Below are 20,306 nucleotides of genomic sequence, written 5' to 3'. Positions count from 1 at the left end.
TCCTGCTCCTAAAGCTTCAGCAGCTTGAAAATCACAGCTGCTGCCTGCGCTCTCGTCGTCTGCCCTTGCGGACGGTAGCTGCCGTCTTCGAAACCGTTCACTAAGCCCGCCTGCTGCATTGCGCTGACGGCCTCCTGTGCGAATCCGCTAATGGACTGCTCATCTGTAAAGGAAGGGAAAGGCTTCGTGCTTGCTGTGCTTTCCCATGCGATCTGCTCCGTTGCACGGGCCAAAATAACAGCCATTTCCTCGCGCGTAATCGCGTCATGAATGCCAAACGTCCCATCTGGGCGCCCTTTCACGAGGCCCAGCTTCTCTGCCGAAGCAACGGCCGCTTCATACCAAGCGCCCTGCAACACATCCCGCAGGCTGCTAGTCGCCTGCTCGTCAATCAACCCAAGCGCGCCTAGCAGCAGCTGGACGAACTCCGCTCGCGTGACAGCCCGCGCCGGCTCAAAGCTGCCGCCGCCCGTTCCGCTCACGATTTCGCGCGCTGCCAGCGCTTCAATCATCGTTTGGGCCCACTTCGCTTGGCCCAAATCTCCAAAAGCCACATCCGCATAAGCAATCGCATAGCGGCTGAAATGCTCCGGCTGGAAGCGAACGACTCCAGCCGCCTCATCAACCTTCACGTTGCGCACGACTTCCATTGCGCCGCCCTCGCCTACATAATAGACGACGACTTTGTGCGCTTTTTCGCCTGCTTTTAGCGTATATGCAAGCTCCACCGTTACTGGCGCATTCTGCTTCTGCCCAAAGGCATGAATTTCCTTGCCGTCTACACTCAGCTTGAAATCATAAACGGGGTGATCGCCTAATTTCGTCTTCACATTAGCCGGCAGCTCCGCAGCTGCCACTTGGACGGCTTCCAGCGTTAATTTCTTGGCGCCTGCCGCCACAATTCCCCCGGCCTTCGTAATGTCCACCGTGATTTGCACAGCACCCGCTTGCACGGTGATGAACCGCACTTTTGGCTGGTCCCCTGCCAGCAGCAATTCCATGGGAATCTCCACTTTCGCTCCTGCCACCGCTCCCGCCTTGCTTGGCTCAAGCTGAATGCGCAGCGTATTGGCCGATTGCAGGCTAGCCAGTGCTTTCGCTACATCGCTTGCGCTCAGTTGCGCTTGCAGCATGCCGCTCGCAACCACTGTCGCCTTCACGGTAAGCCCGTTCGCTCCCGCTTCAACGCTCGCTCCACTGCCCGTCGAGCCTGAACCTGATCCGCTCGACGTACTTCCACCCGTTCCACCACCTGGTGTACCAGGATCTGTTCCACCACCCGGCGTTCCCGGATCTGTTCCACCACCCGGCGTTCCAGGATCTGTTCCGCCACCCGGCGTGCCCGGATCTGTTCCACCACCCGGCGTGCCCGGATCTGTTCCACCACCTGGTGTGCCCGGATCTGCCAGCGTCTTCGCTGTCAATACGGCTGATCTATCCGATTCTCCCGCCGCGTAAATGGCGGAAACCTGATAAAAATAATCCGTATTGGCGCTCAGGCCACTATCCGCATACGATGCTGTGCTGATTGGCTGGGCATTTATCAGCACGTAAGGCCCATTTTCATCCGTCGCACGATAAACGTTGTAGCCGCTCACGCCAGCGAGCGCTGTCCATGCCAGCTCAATCGCTTTGCCCGTCGCCGCGTTCACTTTCAGGCCAACCGGCGTCTCCTTCGTCTGCTCCTCCTGAACCGTCGTCCCATACACCTTCACCTCGCCAAACTGCGGCGTATACCAGTTGCTTGGATTGTTGCGCAGAACGGCATCGACCATCTGCACCCTTACGTACCTTGCTTTGCCGCTCAGCTTATCGGAGGTAAAACCATAGGTTTTATTGTCCGTCTTATCTAGCGCCGTCGTAAAGGTAACGCCGTCCAAGCTCGTTTCGATTTTGTATCTGTGATAGCCTTCCGAGCCATTATGCAAATACCACGAAAGCTGAATGTTCGTCAGGCTATACACATCGCCAAGATCGACCTGCCACCATGATGGCCAGCTGTTATTCGCTGCGACCCAGCTTGTCGTGTAGTCGCCATCGTTGGCGTAGGTGGCTGGACTGTTTTCCAGCTCGCTCTTCGCTATGGCTGGCTTGCCCTGCGACAGCAGCTCGCCGTTTTGCTCGGGAACGACTTCGCCCGTTGCCTGGTTGTAGTACACTTTTTCATAATAATCATATTTCGCATAGCCATTGCCCAGTGTAATCGGCAGCCAGTGCTGCTTCGCCTCGCCCGCCCCTGCTACCCAGCGGTTCGCCATATTCACAAAGCTGATCCCCGCGGAGCCTTCCATTTTCCAAATAAAGCCGGATTGCGCCGAGAAGTTCGAATTATTGCCGATTCTGCGCAGGTCCGTCCAAGGCCCTGCAAGCGAAGTGGCGGAAGAATACATGCCCTTGCTCGGGTACCAGCCTGCCGCCTCAGAGGTGAACAGGTAATAGTAGCCGTCTTTCTTAATGAGCGAAGGAGCCTCCCGATGCTTGCCCTCATATACCTTGAGCACGACGCGCTCTACCGACAAATAGTCCGCAGACAGCTCATAAATAAACAAGTCCGCATTCGTGTTGCCCGAGGAAACGATATAGCCTTTGCCGTCATCATCCTTGAAGAAGGTAATATCGCGGGAATCGTTGCCTGCCGGACGCACACTGCCATGGAACGTCAGCGCCCCGCCGGGATCGCCGGAAAGCACCGCCGCTCTGCCGAGCGAGTAGTCCTTGTTATTTTCATAATGCAGCCAAATGACGATTTTGCCCGTTGCTTCGTTGTACGTGAAATTCCACGCCTCGAATTTGCTAGCCGCAAGCTCTGGATGAGAATCGCGGGTCAGCACCGTATCCACGAACGTCCAGTTGACTCCGTCTGCCGATTGATGCAAATTCACCTGCTTGAATCCGTCTGTATCTGATACATATTCATAATAGTAATACAGATTTCCCAGCTTCAAAAAGCCGTCATGCGTAATCGTTGGCGTGTGCGTCACATTGCCCGCATCGTCAAGCCATACGTTTTCCTTCGTATTGTCATACGCAGCCAAATCAGCTGATGCAATAAATGTCCTCGCATGTGCGGACTGCGAAAGCTCCGAGCCGCCGCCCGGATGGGTCGCCTTCACCTTATAAAAATACGTTTTGCTGACCGCAAGCCCGTTGTCGTCATACGCCATCGCTCTTCCGTTATACACCTGCTCATACGTGCCGTTTTCACTTTCCGAACGATATAGCGTGTAGGCCGTTGCACCCGGAACGCTTTGCCAGTTCAGGCTGATGGTCGTGACCTCGGCAGCAGCCGATGTTTTTACAGCAGTCGCCAGCAAGCCTTGCGGCACATCCAGCTGCATGTCGGACGAATAAATTTTCACCTCATGCAGGCCTCGGTACCAGGTAACCGGCTTATCGGCGTTGTTCGTATGTCCAAACTGCCCCAAAATCGTCAGCTTCACATATCTGTATTTGCCTGTAAGCTTGTCGCTGTTGAAGGAAGGCGTCTTATTGCCGCTCTGGTCAATAAGCAGATCATACTGCTGATCATCTACGCTGCCTTCCACTTTATACGTGTAATAAACCTCCGAGCCATTCCACTCTTTCCAGCTCAGATCAATGCGGCTCAAATCATATTCCCGCTGCAGATCGACCCGCCACGTTGTCGGGAACGAGGTGCTGCCAGAATCGAAGAAGTTATCATTGCCGCCATCATTGTTCGTATCCTGAAAATACATCCCGTCATTCGCCATCGTCGCCGGGTTGCTGGACGCTTGCGAGCTCGCCACTACAGGCTTGGCCTGCGACACAAGCAAATCGGTCGCCGTCTCAAAAAGTCCCGTCGCCGCATTCAAATCCAAATCTCCGCTGTTCGTAATGGATGCGATGCCTTTATCCATTTCTAGCGGCAGCCAAATATATTGCGAGTTCATCAATGCCGACGGATTCCAGCGGTCACCTACATAGACGTAGGAGGTCGTTTCGCTGCCGTAGACGCTGAGAATGAAAGACGGCTGCGTGTAATACGTCGCCGGATCACCGAATCGCTTAAGCTCGGACCAATCGCTAAGGCTGTTAATCGACTTGGCGCTTGAATAGTAGCCTTGATTCGGATACCAGCCGGACTGCCCCGAAGTGAACAAGTAGTAGTACCCGTCCTTCTTCACAACGGCTGGCGCTTCCCTTCTGACACCCGGGAACAGCGTATACATATACTTCTCCGTGTACAAATAATCGTCCGTCAGCCTGAACACATTCAGGTCGGCGTTATTGTTCGAGGATGCGAATAAATACGCGCTGCCATCGTCATCCTGGAACAGCGTAAAGTCACGAGCCTGCATCGCCCCCGGCTGGAAACGATTCACGTACTTGTAATCGCCGTCTACGGTGTCGGATACGGCTACGATCATATTCGCCTGATTGTAGTTGCCCGCTTCCTCCCAATGTCCCCATAACACATATTTGCCTGTTTTTTCGTTGTACAGCACTTTAGGCCGCTCGATTTTTGCAGACGCCAGCTCCGGATGGGAGGCGGTCGTCAGCACATTGTTGCGGAACTCCCAATGCTTAAGATCCTTGGATGCATATACCGAGACGCCTTTCAGCACCGCCGAATTATGCCCTTTATCCTCGCCGAACCAATAATACGTGTCCGCTACTTTGAGGATATAGCCGCCGTGAGCCTGAATCATGCCGCCCTCGTCATCAAACCAGTATTCGCCGTTGCGAATAACGTCTGCTTTGCCAGTATTGTCCTGCACCTTAATATCTGCCTTGATGCGGGTAGACGTGCCTGTCACGGTTCCCTCAGCCTTGAAGCTGCCCACACCTGCATAAGCGGAAGGAGCGAGGGGATCCCACTGTACAGGAAGCGTCGTATACTGATTGTTCGTATAATCGATTTTCACCCGATCCGGGAGCCTTGGCGCGCTGCCCTTTTCCGTATAGATCGTCATGATCGGATCAAGCGTCCTCGGTACAGATAGGCCATGTACTAGTCGGCTCCAAGCCGCTTCATCGATGCGCTTGAAGCTGCCCGCCAGCGCACCGGACGGGAGCGTATAGGAGCTAGCTGCCTCCTGCGTCCACACGCCCGCCACATCCGTAGCGGAAGCTAGCGTCCACGCGCCGCCTGAATACGTATATTTCAGCCATTTATCTTCGGAATTCAGCTTGAACGTATCGGCTCCATCCGCGATAGGCGAGACGAATGCGGCGTTCGTGCCCAGCTCCGTCCAGCTTTTCCCGTTGCGGCTCACCGCATAATGCAGCGTTTCCGTGCCGCTGACCAGCTTGTTATAAGCAAATAAATAAGCGGTATTTGCATCCTGTTCCAAAATTTTAACGTCGAACACTCGCGTTTTCGATACGCTGCCGCGCGTAATGGTCGCCGTCAGCTTAACGAGCAAATCTCCTTCGCCAATAGCGGGACGGCTAACCATGCCGTCTGGGCGCAGATTAACCGGATGATCCGACTGCCACGAAATTCTCGTGCGGTTCGCCCCTGCATCCGGCAGGCTGAGCTTCGCTGTCGCCCCATCGGCATGCGCGACCGCAAGCGCGTCCTTGTCGTTTTCGACCGCTGCCTCGTCTGACAAATCTGCCAGTACCTTGAGCTGGAACAGCTTCGTGTCTGACGCATTGCCTCGCTTAATCGTCACAGTCAACGTTACGTCCACGTCTGGCTGTCCAAAGGCAGGACGCGTGACCTTCCCAGCCCTATCAACAACTGCCGGCTGGTCGGATTCCCATGCGAGTGTCGTGCCGTTAGCACCTTTAGCTGGCAGCGCAAGATCGGCCATCACCTTGGCCAAATCGCCGGGCAGCGTCACAGCCGCCTTATCTGCCGCTACTTTAGCCTGATCCTCCGGATACGTGAACAAGGCCACCTCCTTCGGACCCAACGCCCGATTGAACACATAAAAATCATCGATTTTGCCATCAAAATACGGATCGGAGCTAAACATCGAGCGGCCGATATAGTTCAGCGTCGTTTGGCCCAAATCCTTAGGCTTCAGCGTCATATTCGCATTGCGCCCCACCTCTACGCCGTCCACGTACAACACGCCTGTAGAGCCCGAAAGCGTCATCGCATAATGAACCCAGCGATCAGTTGCCTGCTGTGCAGGGCTGACGCCGACAATTTGCTCGCTGCCGCCATTTTTCAAGACGAATCGCGACTCATTAGCGCCCGTTGCTGGCGTAAAGAATATATAATTGTTCGTGCCGAGCCCGATATCGAACACACGAGTCCACTGCTTGAGCGTGTCCTGCTTCACCCAGAAAGCAAAGCTGACCTCGTTCAAATCCTTCAGCATGCCCGCAGGAAGCGATACATAGCCATTCGAGCCATTGAGATCGACGGCTCCGCCCGATCGGCCGGTTGTCCAAGATGCCCCGCCGGTAAGCGTTGCTTTACCCTGATTGCTGCTGGCGCCAAGCGGCGATACCTGTGTCCCTGACGTTTCATTGAACGGATATGCCGCTACAATGCCCGGCAGCAATTCTGGCGATGCCGGCAGTACCAGCACCGTCGTCAGCGAGATGGTAGAAGAAACAACCTCATACTTGTTGACCTCCGCTGCAACCTGATAGTAATACGTTACGCCGGAAGCCAGTCCCTTGTCCTCATAGTGCTTATCTGTTCCTACATACACCGGAGTGAAGCCCGCGGCCGCATCAGTCGAGCGGTACACGCGGTAGGTAGCTCCCGTTACCGTACTTTCCCAGCTAATCGTTGCCGCGGAAGAAGTGATGCCCGTTGCCTGCAAATCGCTCGGAGCCTCCGGCTTCGGACTCGGAATTTGCCAGATGCCTACATCATCCAGCGCGCTTTTTTCCCAGCGGGAGCGGAAGCCCGCTTTCCCTGACGTAAGGGAAGTATCTGTTACATTAAAAATAAGCTTATCATCCACGTAGGCTTTCATTTTGCTGCCTTCGACGATTATGCGCATCGTGTACCATTGGTTCACATTAATTGTAATCGGATATTCTCCAAGCGTTGTTGTAGTACCGCCTACCCGTTTGGATAGGGAGAACCGATTATCCCCCAGCTGGAACATATAAAAATTGTTCACATCGCTGTATCGTGCCAAAATGCCGGGAAACGCTCCCGCAGCCACTTTTTTCACCTTGGCCTCGTACACGTAGTCGCTGCCAATATCCTGATTGACGGATGCAATGGCCTCGTCCCCCGCGCTTACGTACAGCACCTGATTGCTAGCCGAAGCCGGATCAGCTGCTGCTTTAATAATGCTGCTGTTATTAACCGTCCACCCTTGCAAATCTCCATCCTGAAAATCATCCGTAAACAGCGGTTCGTTGGCAACAGCTGCTGCCTCCTGAGCGACGAGCAACTGCTGCTCTACCGCTCCTCCTTGTCCCTCTTGCGACTCCCCTGTTTCACTTTGCTGCTGCGATTGTTGAACTCCTTCTGCTGTAGTTACCGTTTCTTCTAAGGCCAGCGCAGATTCTGCCGATGCCGTTGCCGTATAGACAGGCATGATCCCAGGCAAAACGATCATCAGTGCCAGCACAAGCTTGGATAGTGCAGCTATGGATTTTTTCAATTGCGACCCTCCCCCATTTTTTTCACGTTGACCTTCAACCCAGATAAATGGTAAGCGCTTACAATTGTTGGAGGAAGAGAATGGCTTTCCCCCAACCCGGCGCCTTCCGGTCTGTATTTAGCTTAGCCCAATGCTTGTACAACCCGGAAGAGCAACAATACAAGCCTAGTGAACAATGTGGCGTTTTCACGACTGAACTATTTTAACTTTGGTGAACTCTTGAAGTATGTTGTACAGCCTTTCCCATGTTACTATAATATGGCTTCTATCAGCACTCTGTTTATTAGGAGGAAAATGCCTTATGAAAGCTGTAAACGCCACAAAAGAAGATATACAGAGCTGGCTGGCACTGGCTTCCGAGGTCGAGCATCTTTTTGGCCCAATGGTAGACAGCCCCAAATTCCTGCAAGCTTTGGAGAAGAACATACAGCAAAATCGTGCATTTTGCGTAAGAGAAAAGGATGGTCCGCCAGGTGCGCGCTTGCTAGGGGGCTTGTTATTTTCTTCATCACAGGCCCCTCTCTATAAAATTGGCTGGTTGTCTGTAGCAAGAGAAGCCAGAAGCAAGGGGGTCGCAACTTTGCTGCTAAATCATATTTTGATGTTAATCCCGACATCATCAGAGCTGACCGTCACGACATTTGGCGAGGATGTATTAGAGGGTCTGCCCGCAAGAAGGCTCTACGAGAAATTTGGATTTGTGCCTTTGCCATTGGCCATACCGGCTGGGCCAGAAGGCGGCTCACGGCAAATGTTCAGGCTGGCCATCAGCTCCTGACGGGCTGAGACAAAAGCGCATAAAAAGCAAAAAAGATCACCCTCTCCTTCCGTGAGGTGTGATCTTCTTTTTGTCTGCTTAAGCGTACAGCGTCATCCGCTTCATCTGGTCAGTACTATCGGGCCTGAGCGGGTAACTGCGACGGTATGCTTGACATGCGCTGTCGCAAGTCCCGGCTCGACACTAGCAGCGTCACCCGCCAGTGCGCCTAATCCCACAATCAAATCAATCGTCAAAATCATGCCTTCTGCCAATAGCTCCTCCGGCTGCTCCACCGGGCGCATCTCTCCCTGCTGAAGCCGCTGGAGAATGCCATGGACCGCAATATCCGGCATGCTGTTCATGACCAGACAGCCCGACTTGGCCGCCGAAGTATGGATAGCCACGATGATATCTCCGGCGCTTTTGCCTACTCTCGCTTCGGCAATGCCGCGATTCAGCGTGTGCTGCGCCGTGCGCAGCAGCTTGCGTGCCAACGGGGACGGCTCACCTATTGCATACGTCCAGGCAAATTCAGCTGCTCCGCCATCCACCCCGGCTATCATTTCGATTTTGACCATATCACCGCTGGACAGAGGAGCCGTTCCGGGAAATCCTCCCCGCAGCATGCCGTTTACCGAGGCATAAATGGCGAACGGATAACCTTTGCGCCCCTTATAGGCCGGAAATGCCCCTCTCTCCAGCATGAATCGCTCCGTAAACCGCTCAATCTCAAGCGTCGTCACCCCACAGGTAATCCGCTTTGACAGCTCCTTGTGGCATGCAGCTATAATGCTCCCTGCATGCTGTACATACTGCTCTTCCATGCCAAGCGCAAGCTTCGTCAGCATATCCAAACCTCCCTCCTCTATTCACCATATTCGAGGAGCAAAGCGGTCATTCTCACGAATGTGAACAAATTATGGATTGCGGTGTTTTCTCTCATTCCCTTCAAACAAAAGGGCCCTATTCCCCTTGAAGGGAATAGAGCCCGTATAACCATGCGATTAGCCGACTGAGGAGTTGAGCTTGCCCATTTCATCTTCCACCAGCAATGTTAATTCTTCCTCGTAGCCGCCGGTAATCCGGTACTTTCGAATGTAATCCCTAACAAATTTGCGTGAATCCTTGGGTTGGAAAATTCTCGTTAGTTCTTTCAGGCTTTCCTTGACTTCATTCTGGCTGTGCTTCGCCATGAAATCTCCTCCCTTAACGTTGGATGGTCGTCCTAAACAACAAATTCCGAGAACACATTCGGCTAAAACACCGCCGGACTCCCATCGGTCAAGCGTCACCATGGTTTGATGATTCAAAATGTTTGAACTTTTCTTACTATTATAACATTTATGCTACACTTGGGAAAGCATGCATTTGACGGTCTCGTCCACCAAGCGTATAATTTATGCGAAATCAGCGCTAGTCAGGCGTCCTGTCCAGACGTGAATCACGCTCCTCCTCACCAGCGGAAGCCTCGTCAGCACTAGCATGACGCTCTATGGATGAACGGACAGAAGCTGCGCTCCGGTCTTTATGAAACATTCGTAAATAGGCGACAACTCCGAAAATAGCGACCGCAATACCGAATGACAGCACCAGCGCAGTGACCCAGCCCTGAACCATTATCCCAACTCCTCTCTGATAAGGTGAAACGGCTGTCGCTTGCCCTTGGCCGCGAAGCGCGTTTCAGTCCGAAAAATATAGAGAAAGGATCACGTTAGGATATCCTTTCCTATATTTTAAGGTGAAACGGCTGTCGCTTGCCCTTGGCCGCGAAGCGCGTTTCAGTCCGAAAAATATAGAGAAAGGATCACGTTAGAATATCCTTTCCTATATTTTAAGGTGAAACGGCTGTCGCTTGCCCTTGGCCGCGAAGCGCGTTTCAGTCCGAAAAATATAGAGAAAGGATCGCGTTAGAATATCCTTTTTCTATATTTCAAGGTGAAACCTATATATGCTTATAATCTTACATATCGGCAAAAAGCCGCTTGTTTTCAAGCTACAGATATTTCCAAATATAGGTTACATTATAGCGAATATCCAGCCTAGCTTCAACTGTCCTAGGAACGATCTTGCCTAGCCAAACCATAATGTAAGCCCTTTCTTTTATTTGGCCGAAAAAACCTCCGCTTCCACACTTTCCTCGGAACGAAGGCTCGGCCTCAAGCATCCTATAAGTCTTAAGCAGCAGCCGGAGCCTGTTTGCCGCAGCTATGCAAAGTCCGGCATAATCTCCTGAATGCAATCCGGCGACTCGTACGCTTCATTGCCTACCGCATTCGTTACCGGATATGCTCTGAGCTGATACGATTCCAGCGGGTCGAGATGCTTGCGCAGCGAACGGAAATCATGAATGCGCGGATTGAGCCAATCTTCCAGCCCTTCCTCGTCGAGCACGATGGGCACGCGCGGCTGCCAGCCGGATAACGCACCTGAAGAATTAGCCGTAATCATCGTAAATGCGCGTACTTCCTGTCCCTGATAATTTTTCCAGGCATCAAAGAAACCCGCTACTCCAAACAATCGCTGGCTCGGCACCACAATATGCATCGCCCGCGGCTCGCGCTCCTGGCCATATTGCTGCCAGCCAAAGAAGCCGCTGCACGGTACAACACAACGCTGCCTGCGCAGCATCCGCTCGAAAAACGGCTTTTCAGACAAACGCTCGCAATCCGCATTTACGGAATCCTTCGCCCAGAACGGAAACAAGCCCCATCTGGCATCCTGAAGCGTCCGCTCGCCTAAACGGTCATTCATCACAATCGATACCGACTGGGTCGGCGCTATATTAAACCTTGTCACATCGCAATCAATTACATTCCCAACCTGAAACGAGCGAACCAAATCATCGACACTTGCCTTTACCGAATAACGTTCAATCATCTGTATATCCCCCTCGAAGCTGTGCGGGCAAGCTTTCCGCAACGCTCAAAATATCGTCTTGCCCATTATTTGCATAAGAGGAGGGTTTTTATTCGCTTCTTGGCTTAATTTGTCGTAAAACGCTTGCGGAATTTAAGCGGCGGCATTCCGGTATGGGAGGCAAACAGCCGCGAGAAATGCGGGGTTTGCCGGAAGCCCGTTTCCTCCGCGATGCGGGCGATCGTCCAGTCTGTCTTAATAAGCAGCAGCTTCGCCTGATCCAGCCTATAGTAGAGCAAATATTGCTGCGGCGTACAGCCGAACACCTCGGTCATACAGCGCGTAATATAATTGGTATGCAACTGCAGCACTTCGCTGAGCATGCCATTGCTGATCGGGCTGCGGTAATTCATTTTCAAGTAGGCAGCTGCACGCTCCGCCACCGATACGCCTGCTCTGGCAGCATCCGAACGCCAGCCTTCATCGAGCATTTGCAGCAAATGCAGAAAACGCTGCTGGCGCTCCCAAAATGCACCATGCGACGAGCTTTGCGCGGCATCATGCAGCTGTCCGAAAATGAGCTTCGCTTCGTCTGGATAGGACAGATGGATTTTTTTCGGCAGCCGAATAGCATACGTATAATAATCTCCCCGTAAGGAGCCCGATTGACTCCCCTCTGTCTCTTCCCATGCACCCACCGTTTGAAAATGTACCCAGTCAAACACGGTCGTCTCCTGGCAGGGCTGATACGAATAATGATAGCTGTCCGGCCGCAAAATTAGCACATCCCCAGGGCCCAGCAGCCATTTACGCTCCCCTTCCGAAAGATGCAAAGCGCCTTCATGGACAAACAGCATATCGAATACGCCAATATTGGTCCGGTTCGGATGTTCCTCACCCGCTTGATACGTCCTGCGGTTTGATTCTATAAAAAAGGGCAGCGGCGGCGAACGAAACGTTAGCAGCAGTTCCTCTGACACGACAATCTCTCCTTGTGCAACTATGTAAGTTAGTATTTATGTATTGCCCCATGTTACATAACTAACAATCGTTTGTCTACCTTTGCCGCCGGATGCGTCATAAGGGAGCAAGTGGCTTGCACGGCAAAAAAGCTTGACGGACATCGTTGTCCCGCCAAGCTGGCTCTCGCCTTATTTTTCCATCGGTTATTGAAGCGCCTGAAGGCCGCCTTTATCGTAAAAAAAAGGGCCTTTGGACCAAGCTGAAGCCAAATGCATCAGCAGCTCCGTCTTAAGACGCTCCCGAGTGGCCGCATGTTGGTCATCACTATATAAATTATGCCATTCTCCTGCGTCGTTCGCCAAATGATACAGCTCGCCCTTCGTTTCGTCTACGCGCGCCGCTGCATCCCGCACCGAACCATCGATGTAGAGGATCAGCTTCCATTCCTTCGTTCGCCACATATAGACGGGCGCCGAATGCGGTGCGGTTACCCCCTTGCCGTGAAATTCGCAGAAGCTTCCCCGCCGCACCGTCTCACCGAGCAGATCGAAGCCCGGCAGCATCGGATTGCGCTCAAGCCCTGCAGCCGCAGTCAATGTAGGCACCAGATCAATTAATTCGGCTGGCCGCTCATCCTCAGTGCCCCACTTATGCTGCTGAATATAGGAGCCCGACAAAATCATCGGCACCCGCACGCTGCTGTCATACAGATTATATTTATTGAAGCGGTAGCGCCGTTCGCCCAGCATTTCGCCATGATCAGAGACGAATACAATGAGTGCATTTTCGAGCCGGCCCTGCTGCTCCAGCTTGTCCAAAGCAAGGCCAAAATAATGGTCAAGCCACGAGCAATTGGCCCAATACCGCAGCGTTGTCCGTCTCTGCTCAAGTGGACTCATCTGCTCCCAAATGCGCTTTTTCTCCAAATAAACCTCTTTGCTGTTCGCATTTAAATCATCGGTTGCCTGTAGATGCGTGTTCTCTTCCACCTCCCAAGGCGGCTGCGGAATATCGGGAATTTGCTCCAGATCATACAAATCCTCAAATTCCTTCGGCACATTCAAGCCCGCATGCGGTTTGAGAAAAGATAGGTAGAAAAACAAAGGCCGCGAAGCATCCAGCCCTTCATCGATAAAAGCAAGCGCCTGCTCCGCCACCCAGCCGTCGCGATGATGGTTCAGCGGCAGCGTACTGGTTAGGCCAATGTAGCCGTTCGAATTTTCCTCGCCGCCCCCGAAGGAGGCCGTTTCCCGGTGATACGCTTCGAGCGCCTCCGGGTTGACATCGCCCATCATAATCGCGCCTGCCTCATAATGCCCGCTTGTACGGGACAGCCCGACTGCCCGCACCTCAAAGCCTCGCGTATCCGGCTCTTCCACGCCCTGGCCGTGGTTCCAGTGGGTTTTGCCAAAGCCCGCCGTCTGATAGCCGGCCCGCTGCATAATAGCCGGAAGCGGCTCCGCTGGCAGCCGGCTCTCGTCGAACAGGCCGCCGTAATTCGTGCGGACGCCCAGCTGCGAAGGGTAATAGCCCAGCATCATGGAGCTCCGGCTTGGGACGCACATCGGCGACTGGCATACCGCCTGATTGAACGCAATCCCTTTTTCTGCCAGCTTGTCAATGTTTGGCGTATGAATATGGGCATTGTATTTGCCGATACAATCCCATCTCTGCTGGTCGGTCATTAGAAATATAATCGTTGGCTGTTCTTCTGATTGATTGGTCATCGTTCACCTCTTCTTCCTGCTTTTATGGTTACTATATGGTTGCCTTATGATTGCTTTAAAGTTAGGCTCGGGCCTTATTTCCCCTGCCCCAAGCTGTGCAAGCGGGTCGGCTCTCCCGCACTCCGAACGACATCGCGGTAGCGGCTTGGCGTAATGCCCTCGCTTTTTTTGAACGTTCGATTGAAGTAGCTCGGCTGGTAGCCGACCAGCTCCGCGATTTCATTCATTTTCAGGTCGGAATGCAGCAGCAGTTCCTTCGCATGGTTTAAACGAACCTTCGTTAAATAATCGATAAAATTGCAATCAAACGCCTGCTTAAAGGATCGGCTAAGCGTATAGGAATTCATGCCGTAGGCGTCAGCAAGCGCTTCAAGCGACAGGACAGAGGCATATTCATTGTCCACATGCTCCTTCATCTTATAGATGGCCTGCTGAATTTGCTTCTCCTGCTTGCCTGCAACCTCGTGAATAAACACGTCGACCACTTGATGACGGAACCACCATAGCACATCGTGGGTATGGTTCAACTGCTGCAGCTCATCAAGGAGCAGCCTGCCTTCGAACAGCTGTACAGGATTGGCGCCAGCCTGCATCATTGCATGCTGAATCGTTCCAAGCAGCTGCAATAGACGATACCTGAGAGCCTGAGAGCCTGCCGCTTCGCCACCTTCCCCAGATGCCTCTGCAGCAGAAGCCTCTCCGGAAGCCAACTCGCCGATGAAGCGGCTAATGCCTTCCATCGCTTCATCCCCGCTGCCGCTGCGTATCGCATAGACGATGTCATTTTCGAGCGCAAAAGGATAAGGGCTATCTGCACCGGAGGCTTGCTGCTCCTGCTGCGCTAGATCGATAACCGTTTGCGTGCTCGCAAGCAGACGATGGCGCAGCGTCTGCTTCGCTTTCTCGAACAGCGTGGGCACTCGGCGCAGCTCAAGCACGGTACCCGCAACTACAACCGTCAGGCGCAGACCAAGCGTCTGCTCCACCTGAGCAGTCAACTCGCTGGCTAAACCGAGCAATTGCGTATGCTGCTCATCGGCATTCGACTCGCTGGCAATCTCTTGACTACCAAACGGCCCAGCTTCGCTCTGTTGATCAGCTGGCTGATCGGCTTCCTGCTCTAGTGCAGCCAAATCGCTAGCCGCATCCAGCTTAGGCAGCGCCAGCAGCACCCCAATCGAGCCATCGTGAAAATGCAGCTGCTCAGCAGCATAACCCTGCCGCACTGCAAGCTCCGCCAGCAGCTCGGATACTTCAAGTGAAGCGATATCGCCTTCACTTTGCCGCGGCGACGACTCGCTGCTTCCGAAGCCGCTACCGAAGGAGCCACCTCGAAACTGCACGACCAGCGCCGCCCAGCTGCCGCCGTCCTGCGCAGCCGCGCCCCCGAGCTGCTCCAGCCGCTCCCGCAGCTCCGCTTCGGCAAGCTCAGGCAGATGGCCCTGCGCCAGCTGCAGCAAGAAGCTCTCGCGGATGACTGGAATATGATGCTCCAGCCTGCTGCGCAGCGTCTCACGCTCCCTTTCCATTCCCCGCCAGCGCCGCTCCAGTGCGCCCAACTCGTCGCGTCCCTCCTCCCGCTGCCTCAAACCGCCACCGCTGCGCTTGTCCCCGATCAGCCTTGCCAGCAGGCCGGCCACCGGAGAATAGATGCGCAGCGAGCCGATCCATGACAGCGCAAGTGCCAGCAGCAGCCCGCCTGCGCTAACCGCTAATATAAAGCGCGAAATAAGCAGCGATGGCGCAATAACCGCCGTCATGGGCGCAGCGGACACATAAATCCAATCCGTACCGAGGCGGCGAAAGCTGCCGTAAGAGACGGAATATGCCTCATCGCCATATTCCAAGCGCAAGGACTCGCCTGAGCCGCGATGCTGCAAGTAGACTTCGCGCAGCTTTGCCGCAAGCGGCGATGCGGGCTCGCTGCCATTCATGAGCCAATTGCCCTCGCTATCGAGCAGAAAGGTCTCTCCCTCTGTATAAGGCGTGAGCGTATCCAGCAGCCGGTTCAGCTTATTCTCGTCGATCGTCGTCGTCACAATGCCCAGCGGCTTCTCCTCTCCGCCCGGCAGGCGATTGACCAGCATTGGCGCTTTGCCGCCTTCGGATCGGGTCCAATAGGCGCCCACAGACTGACGAAGCAGCGCTTTATATTGCTCGAGTTTGTCCAGATCATCGATAAAATCATAGCGGTCCGGCTTCATGACTAGCGGCTGCGGATACAGCAGAAACAGCTCCGCCTGTTTTACTAATGTATGCGAATTGTTCATAATGAGCAGCGTGCGGTACAGCTCATGCACCTGCTTGTATTTATAGACGAAGTCCAGCTGCCGCAGCCGATTATCGAATACGGGATCGAAAGCCCATTGCGAGAAGGACAGCTCAAGCGCCGACAGCTGCTCATCTATCGTCCGCGCCCGCTGCTCGATCTGCGCATGGTGCAAATGCTGGAGCACCGTTTCCATTTTCACCGTAATCGATTTATGCATGACAATTCCCATCACAAGGCCCGGAATGCAGGCGATGAGCAGCACAAGCGCCAAACTCCGGCGAAAATAAGAGCCGCGCAGCATAGCCGCCGCTTCCGTGCGCCTGCCTTTTCCTAAGCCTTCTGCAAAACGTCTGATTCCCATCGCCATCGCCATCGCCTGCCTTCCTTCGTTTTTTATGCCTCAATGCTTATGGCATGCAGCATGGGCCATGTGCCCGTTGCCTATCCTTTCACAGAACCGACCATCGCGCCCTTGGCAAAATGCTTTTGCAAAAAAGGGTACACCAGCAAAATCGGCGTTATCGCGATAATGACGGAAGCCATCTTGAGCATTTCTGACGGCGGAGCCTCCACAGCCTGGCCTGGAATGGTCAGGTCGATGGTTGAGGCGCTTTTCAGCATATTTTGCAGCAGCACTTGAATCGGCCATTGCGCCGCATCATTCAAATACAGCAGCGCCGAGAAAAACTGGTTCCAATAGCCGACGGCGAAAAATAGCCCGAATGCCGCCAGCGCCGGCAGCGACAGCGGCAAAATAATGGTCAGCCACGTCCGCACCGCGCCACTGCCATCCATCGCTGCCGATTCGCCAAGCTCGGCGGGCAGGCTGTCGAAGAAGCCCTTCATCAGCAGCACCGTCCAGCCGTTCGCAAGCGATGGCAAAATGAGCGACCACAGGCTGTTGATCAGCCCCAGCTCTCTAACGAGCAAATAATGCGGAATGATGCCGGGGCTGAACAATATCGTCAGCAGCACCAGAAGCATCAGCGGCCTGCGCAGCAGCATCCGACGCTGTGACAGCGCATAGGCGAAGGACGAGCTGATCGCAAGGCTGCACAGCGTGCCGATGACGGCCAGAAACGCGCTATTGCCGAGCGAGCGCGGGAAAGCCTTCGTCGAAAGTAAATATTCGTACGCCTCGAGGGACCATTTTTGCGGAAACAAAACGAACTTCTTAAGCAGAAATTCGCTCGGATCGGTGAACGAAACGATAAACACATAATAAATCGGGAATACCGTCACCAACGCCAGCAGCCCGAGAAACAGGCCATTAGCCGCTTGGAACACACGGTCGCCGAAACGTTGCTTCATATTGCATTGCTCCTTTTAGTAGACGCCATCCTCGCCCATCCGCTTCGCCAGCTTGTTGGCAAGCAGCACCAGAATAAGGCCGATGACAGATTTGAATAGCCCGACGGCCGTACTGTAGCTGAATTGGCCCTGCTGAATGCCGACCCTGTACACATACGTATCAAATACTTCCGCTACCTCGGATACCGCCCCGTTATACATGAGGAAAATCTGCTCGAAGCCCACATCCATAATGTCGCCCAGCCGAAGAATGAGCAAAATTACGATAACGCCGCGGATGCCCGGCAGTGTAATATGCCAAATTTGGCGCAGCCTGCCCGCTCCATCGACACGTGCCGCCTCATAAATTTGCGGATCAATGCCCGCAATCGCCGCCAAAAATACAATCGTGCCCCAGCCGCCTTCCTTCCACACCGCTTGCAGCGTCACGAGCATCCAGAACGAATCCGGGTTCGTTAAAAAATCAATTCGCGGTTGCCCAGCGGCTTCAAGCATCGCATTGACAAGCCCCTCCCCCTTGCCCAGCAGCAAAAAGGTTAAGCCGGCAATGATGACCCAGGACAGAAAATGCGGCATATAAATGACCGTCTGCACGATCCGTTTGTACAGCATGCTGCGCAGCTCATTCAAACAAAGGGCCACAATAATGGGCACGGGAAAAAAGAGCAGCAAATTCAGCAGGCTGATCGCCAGCGTATTGCGAAACAGCAAAATAAATTCCGAATGAGCGAAAAAACGGGCAAAGTGGGCAAACCCGACCCACTCGCTGCCTAACATTCCTTTGAACGGAAAATAGTTTTGAAAAGCGATCAGTACGCCCCACATCGGCACATATTTGAAAAGAATGAAAAATAACAGCCCTGGCAAAGCCAGCAAATAAAGCGATTGGTCGCGCCGAAGGCTTGAACGCAGGCTTTTCCAATATTTTTGACTGCCGCTGCGCCCCTGTTTTCGTTTATTTCCATTATCCGCAGTTGACACGCTGCCTGTTGCAGGGTTAGTTGTTGATGTGGCTGCGTTCTCCGTCGTCGTGTCATATGAATGTATTGGGCTCATTAAACGCTGCCCCTCCTCACCCTGCCGCACCGCTCCATGAAATGGGTGGGCGCAGCAGGTTGATTTTATATTATTCCTATGCACTTAATTGGTTTTAAGATAATAGCATAGGTGTTTTGCTTTGTAAATCTTGTACATCTACTTCGCATTTCGATTCAAATACGATTCCGTAATTTCCTCGGTCATTTTCAGCACCTGAGGGTCCTTGCGCGTTGCTTCTACGAACGCCGTCCAAGCGCTGAGCGGCTCGCGTCCGAGGATGATTTTCGCCTTCAAATCCTGGATTTTTTTGTTCAGCTCTGGCAAAATCAGCTGGCCCGTCTCCGATTGCAGCCCCGCGGCAATGTTGGCAGCGTACGTTTTCGCCCGCTCTTCATTGACCTTCTGGAACAGTTCATTCGCTGCCGTCTCTTCTTCCGTTCCGGCTTTCGTATCCCATACGACATCGCTCACGTTCACAATATGGTTGAAGTCGGACGCATTATCTGCCTTCAGCTTCTCGCCATCGACGATTTTTTCGCCATTTTCCAAGCGATAATGGATACCCTCCAGCCCGTCGCGCTGAATGGCATATACGTCCTCATTCATCCACGTATCAAGCAGCTCCAAAATCCGTTTCATCTTCTCTTCCGGCACATTCTTCGGAATGGCAAGAATCCCGTTGTAGCCGCCGCCCTTTGGATTGTAGCCGTTCAAATTCGCCAGCGGGTAAAAATCGGTATATTTAAAATCAGGAGCCACCTTCTTAAGCTCATCGGTATAAATATTTTTCATTGTGCCCGTCTTGTCGACGATAATGCCTGCTTTATTCGCCTTGAACAAATCGCGCACCTGCGTCAGCTTAAGCGACAGCAAGTCCTCCGGCATCATTTTATTCGCATAGGCCTCTGTCAAATATGCAAGCGACTGCTCCGTTTCCGGCAGGAACGCGGTAAAGATCATTTGCTTGGTCGCCTCATCCCACTTCCAATTGCCGTTCACTCCGGTAAAAGAGCTCTCGATCGCGCCCAAAACAGGCCCGATATTGCCGCCAAAGCCAAGGTCTGCCGGATCAATGTAGGCAGCAAGTGCCGTCGTATCTGCCACACCGTTGCCGTCCGGGTCATCTTCGACAAATGCCTTCATAACGGTTTTCAGCTCATCCGTCGTTGTTGGCACCTCAAGGCCGACCTTATCCAGCCAGTCTTTGCGAATAATAAAGAACGATTCTCCATCGACCGAGCGTGGACGCGGCACGCCGTAATTGCCGCCATCTGACAGCTTCGTCGTCTCCCAAGCAATATCCGGAATGCGGTTTGCGAGATTCCGGTAATCCTTAATATAATCAGATAAATTCCAGAAAGCGCCTTGCAGCGCCATATTCATAAACGTACTTGCGAATGGATCATTAACCATAATCAGATCGGGAATTTCGCCCGAGGCGAGCGTCAAATTCAGCTTCTCTCCATATATGTTGTTGGAAATCCACTGAATGCTCATTTTCGAATTCGTCGCCTTTTCGATCGCGCGTTTAATGACATTATCATCGGCGGCTGGCGTCGCGCTTGGCGTAATCGTCATAATGCTTAGCTCAAGCGGCGCTTCTGCGCCTTCATTGCCCGATGAAGCGCTTGGCGAGCTGCTCTGCCCTCCTTGGTTCGCACCTGTGGACTCTGAAGCTTTTCCGCAAGCCGATAGCAGCAAGGTCATGACGAGCAGCGCCGCCATCCCTCCGCGTGCCCATCTTTTTTTCCTTATTCCTGAACGTATTGCCATATCCATCTGTCCCCTTCCATTTCCTCAAAAATTTCATTTATCCCATGGGTATAATCGGC

General features: G+C 53.3%; 12 protein-coding genes. 1 reads left to right on the top strand and 11 read right to left on the bottom strand.

Going from position 1 to position 20,306, the window contains the following annotated elements:
• Positions 1-8: 8 nt before the first annotated feature.
• Complete coding sequence (locus AC50Y5_RS22550) at positions 9-7,547, bottom strand: immunoglobulin-like domain-containing protein (RefSeq protein WP_494863870.1); 7,539 nt, start codon at positions 7,545-7,547, stop codon at positions 9-11.
• Positions 7,548-7,848: 301 nt separating this feature from the next.
• Between AC50Y5_RS22550 and AC50Y5_RS22545 the strand changes: the two genes are divergently transcribed.
• Entirely contained in the window at positions 7,849-8,325 is a 477-nt protein-coding gene (locus AC50Y5_RS22545) for a GNAT family N-acetyltransferase (RefSeq protein ID WP_056031751.1), read from the top strand.
• Positions 8,326-8,426: 101 nt separating this feature from the next.
• Here the strand turns inward: AC50Y5_RS22545 and AC50Y5_RS22540 are convergent, their stop codons facing one another.
• From AC50Y5_RS22540 to AC50Y5_RS22495, 10 genes are all read right to left on the bottom strand, one after another.
• Positions 8,427-9,155, bottom strand: coding sequence for a M24 family metallopeptidase (locus tag AC50Y5_RS22540; protein ID WP_056031754.1), 729 nt, complete (start codon positions 9,153-9,155; stop codon positions 8,427-8,429).
• Between the two features lie 156 nt (positions 9,156-9,311).
• Positions 9,312-9,500 (bottom strand): hypothetical protein, encoded by a 189-nt coding sequence (locus AC50Y5_RS22535; protein ID WP_046229494.1) that lies wholly within the window; start codon positions 9,498-9,500, stop codon positions 9,312-9,314.
• A gap of 220 nt (positions 9,501-9,720) precedes the next feature.
• Positions 9,721-9,924 carry a hypothetical protein gene (locus tag AC50Y5_RS22530; protein WP_056031757.1) on the bottom strand — a complete coding sequence of 68 codons (204 nt, stop codon included), beginning with the start codon at positions 9,922-9,924 and terminating at the stop codon, positions 9,721-9,723.
• 588 nt (positions 9,925-10,512) lie between these two features.
• On the bottom strand, positions 10,513-11,184 hold the full coding sequence (locus AC50Y5_RS22525; protein WP_056031760.1) for an SOS response-associated peptidase: 672 nt from the start codon (positions 11,182-11,184) through the stop codon (positions 10,513-10,515).
• A gap of 104 nt (positions 11,185-11,288) precedes the next feature.
• Positions 11,289-12,143, bottom strand: coding sequence for a helix-turn-helix transcriptional regulator (locus tag AC50Y5_RS22520; RefSeq protein WP_056031763.1), 855 nt, complete (start codon positions 12,141-12,143; stop codon positions 11,289-11,291).
• Between the two features lie 186 nt (positions 12,144-12,329).
• Positions 12,330-13,853 carry a sulfatase family protein gene (locus AC50Y5_RS22515; RefSeq protein ID WP_494863869.1) on the bottom strand — a complete coding sequence of 508 codons (1,524 nt, stop codon included), beginning with the start codon at positions 13,851-13,853 and terminating at the stop codon, positions 12,330-12,332.
• A gap of 74 nt (positions 13,854-13,927) precedes the next feature.
• Positions 13,928-16,498 (bottom strand): helix-turn-helix domain-containing protein, encoded by a 2,571-nt coding sequence (locus AC50Y5_RS22510; protein WP_494863868.1) that lies wholly within the window; start codon positions 16,496-16,498, stop codon positions 13,928-13,930.
• Positions 16,499-16,566: 68 nt separating this feature from the next.
• Complete coding sequence (locus AC50Y5_RS22505; protein WP_056031773.1) at positions 16,567-17,436, bottom strand: carbohydrate ABC transporter permease; 870 nt, start codon at positions 17,434-17,436, stop codon at positions 16,567-16,569.
• Positions 17,437-17,451: 15 nt separating this feature from the next.
• A complete protein-coding gene (locus tag AC50Y5_RS22500; protein WP_494863867.1) occupies positions 17,452-18,492 on the bottom strand; it encodes an ABC transporter permease in 1,041 nt (346 codons plus the stop codon).
• Between the two features lie 138 nt (positions 18,493-18,630).
• The gene (locus AC50Y5_RS22495) at positions 18,631-20,247 is read right to left on the bottom strand and encodes an extracellular solute-binding protein (RefSeq protein WP_494863866.1); all 1,617 of its coding nucleotides are present in this window, start codon (positions 20,245-20,247) and stop codon (positions 18,631-18,633) included.
• Positions 20,248-20,306 lie beyond the last annotated feature (59 nt).

This window comes from Paenibacillus sp. JT22N7 (genome assembly GCF_059383875.1).
This window is presented reverse-complemented; position numbering and strand designations above follow the sequence as displayed.

Excerpts from the sequence above, each read along its gene's own strand:
- AC50Y5_RS22545 (WP_056031751.1), top strand. The coding sequence starts at position 7,849 with ATGAAAGCTGTAAACGCCACAAAAGAAGATATACAGAGCTGGCTGGCA.
- AC50Y5_RS22540 (WP_056031754.1), bottom strand. The coding sequence starts at position 9,155 with ATGCTGACGAAGCTTGCGCTTGGCATGGAAGAGCAGTATGTACAGCAT.
- AC50Y5_RS22535 (WP_046229494.1), bottom strand. The coding sequence starts at position 9,500 with ATGGCGAAGCACAGCCAGAATGAAGTCAAGGAAAGCCTGAAAGAACTA.
- AC50Y5_RS22530 (WP_056031757.1), bottom strand. The coding sequence starts at position 9,924 with ATGGTTCAGGGCTGGGTCACTGCGCTGGTGCTGTCATTCGGTATTGCG.
- AC50Y5_RS22525 (WP_056031760.1), bottom strand. The coding sequence starts at position 11,184 with ATGATTGAACGTTATTCGGTAAAGGCAAGTGTCGATGATTTGGTTCGC.
- AC50Y5_RS22515 (WP_494863869.1), bottom strand. The coding sequence starts at position 13,853 with ATGACCAATCAATCAGAAGAACAGCCAACGATTATATTTCTAATGACC.
- AC50Y5_RS22510 (WP_494863868.1), bottom strand. The coding sequence starts at position 16,498 with ATGGCGATGGCGATGGGAATCAGACGTTTTGCAGAAGGCTTAGGAAAA.
- AC50Y5_RS22505 (WP_056031773.1), bottom strand. The coding sequence starts at position 17,436 with ATGAAGCAACGTTTCGGCGACCGTGTGTTCCAAGCGGCTAATGGCCTG.
- AC50Y5_RS22500 (WP_494863867.1), bottom strand. The coding sequence starts at position 18,492 with ATGAGCCCAATACATTCATATGACACGACGACGGAGAACGCAGCCACA.
- AC50Y5_RS22495 (WP_494863866.1), bottom strand. The coding sequence starts at position 20,247 with ATGGCAATACGTTCAGGAATAAGGAAAAAAAGATGGGCACGCGGAGGG.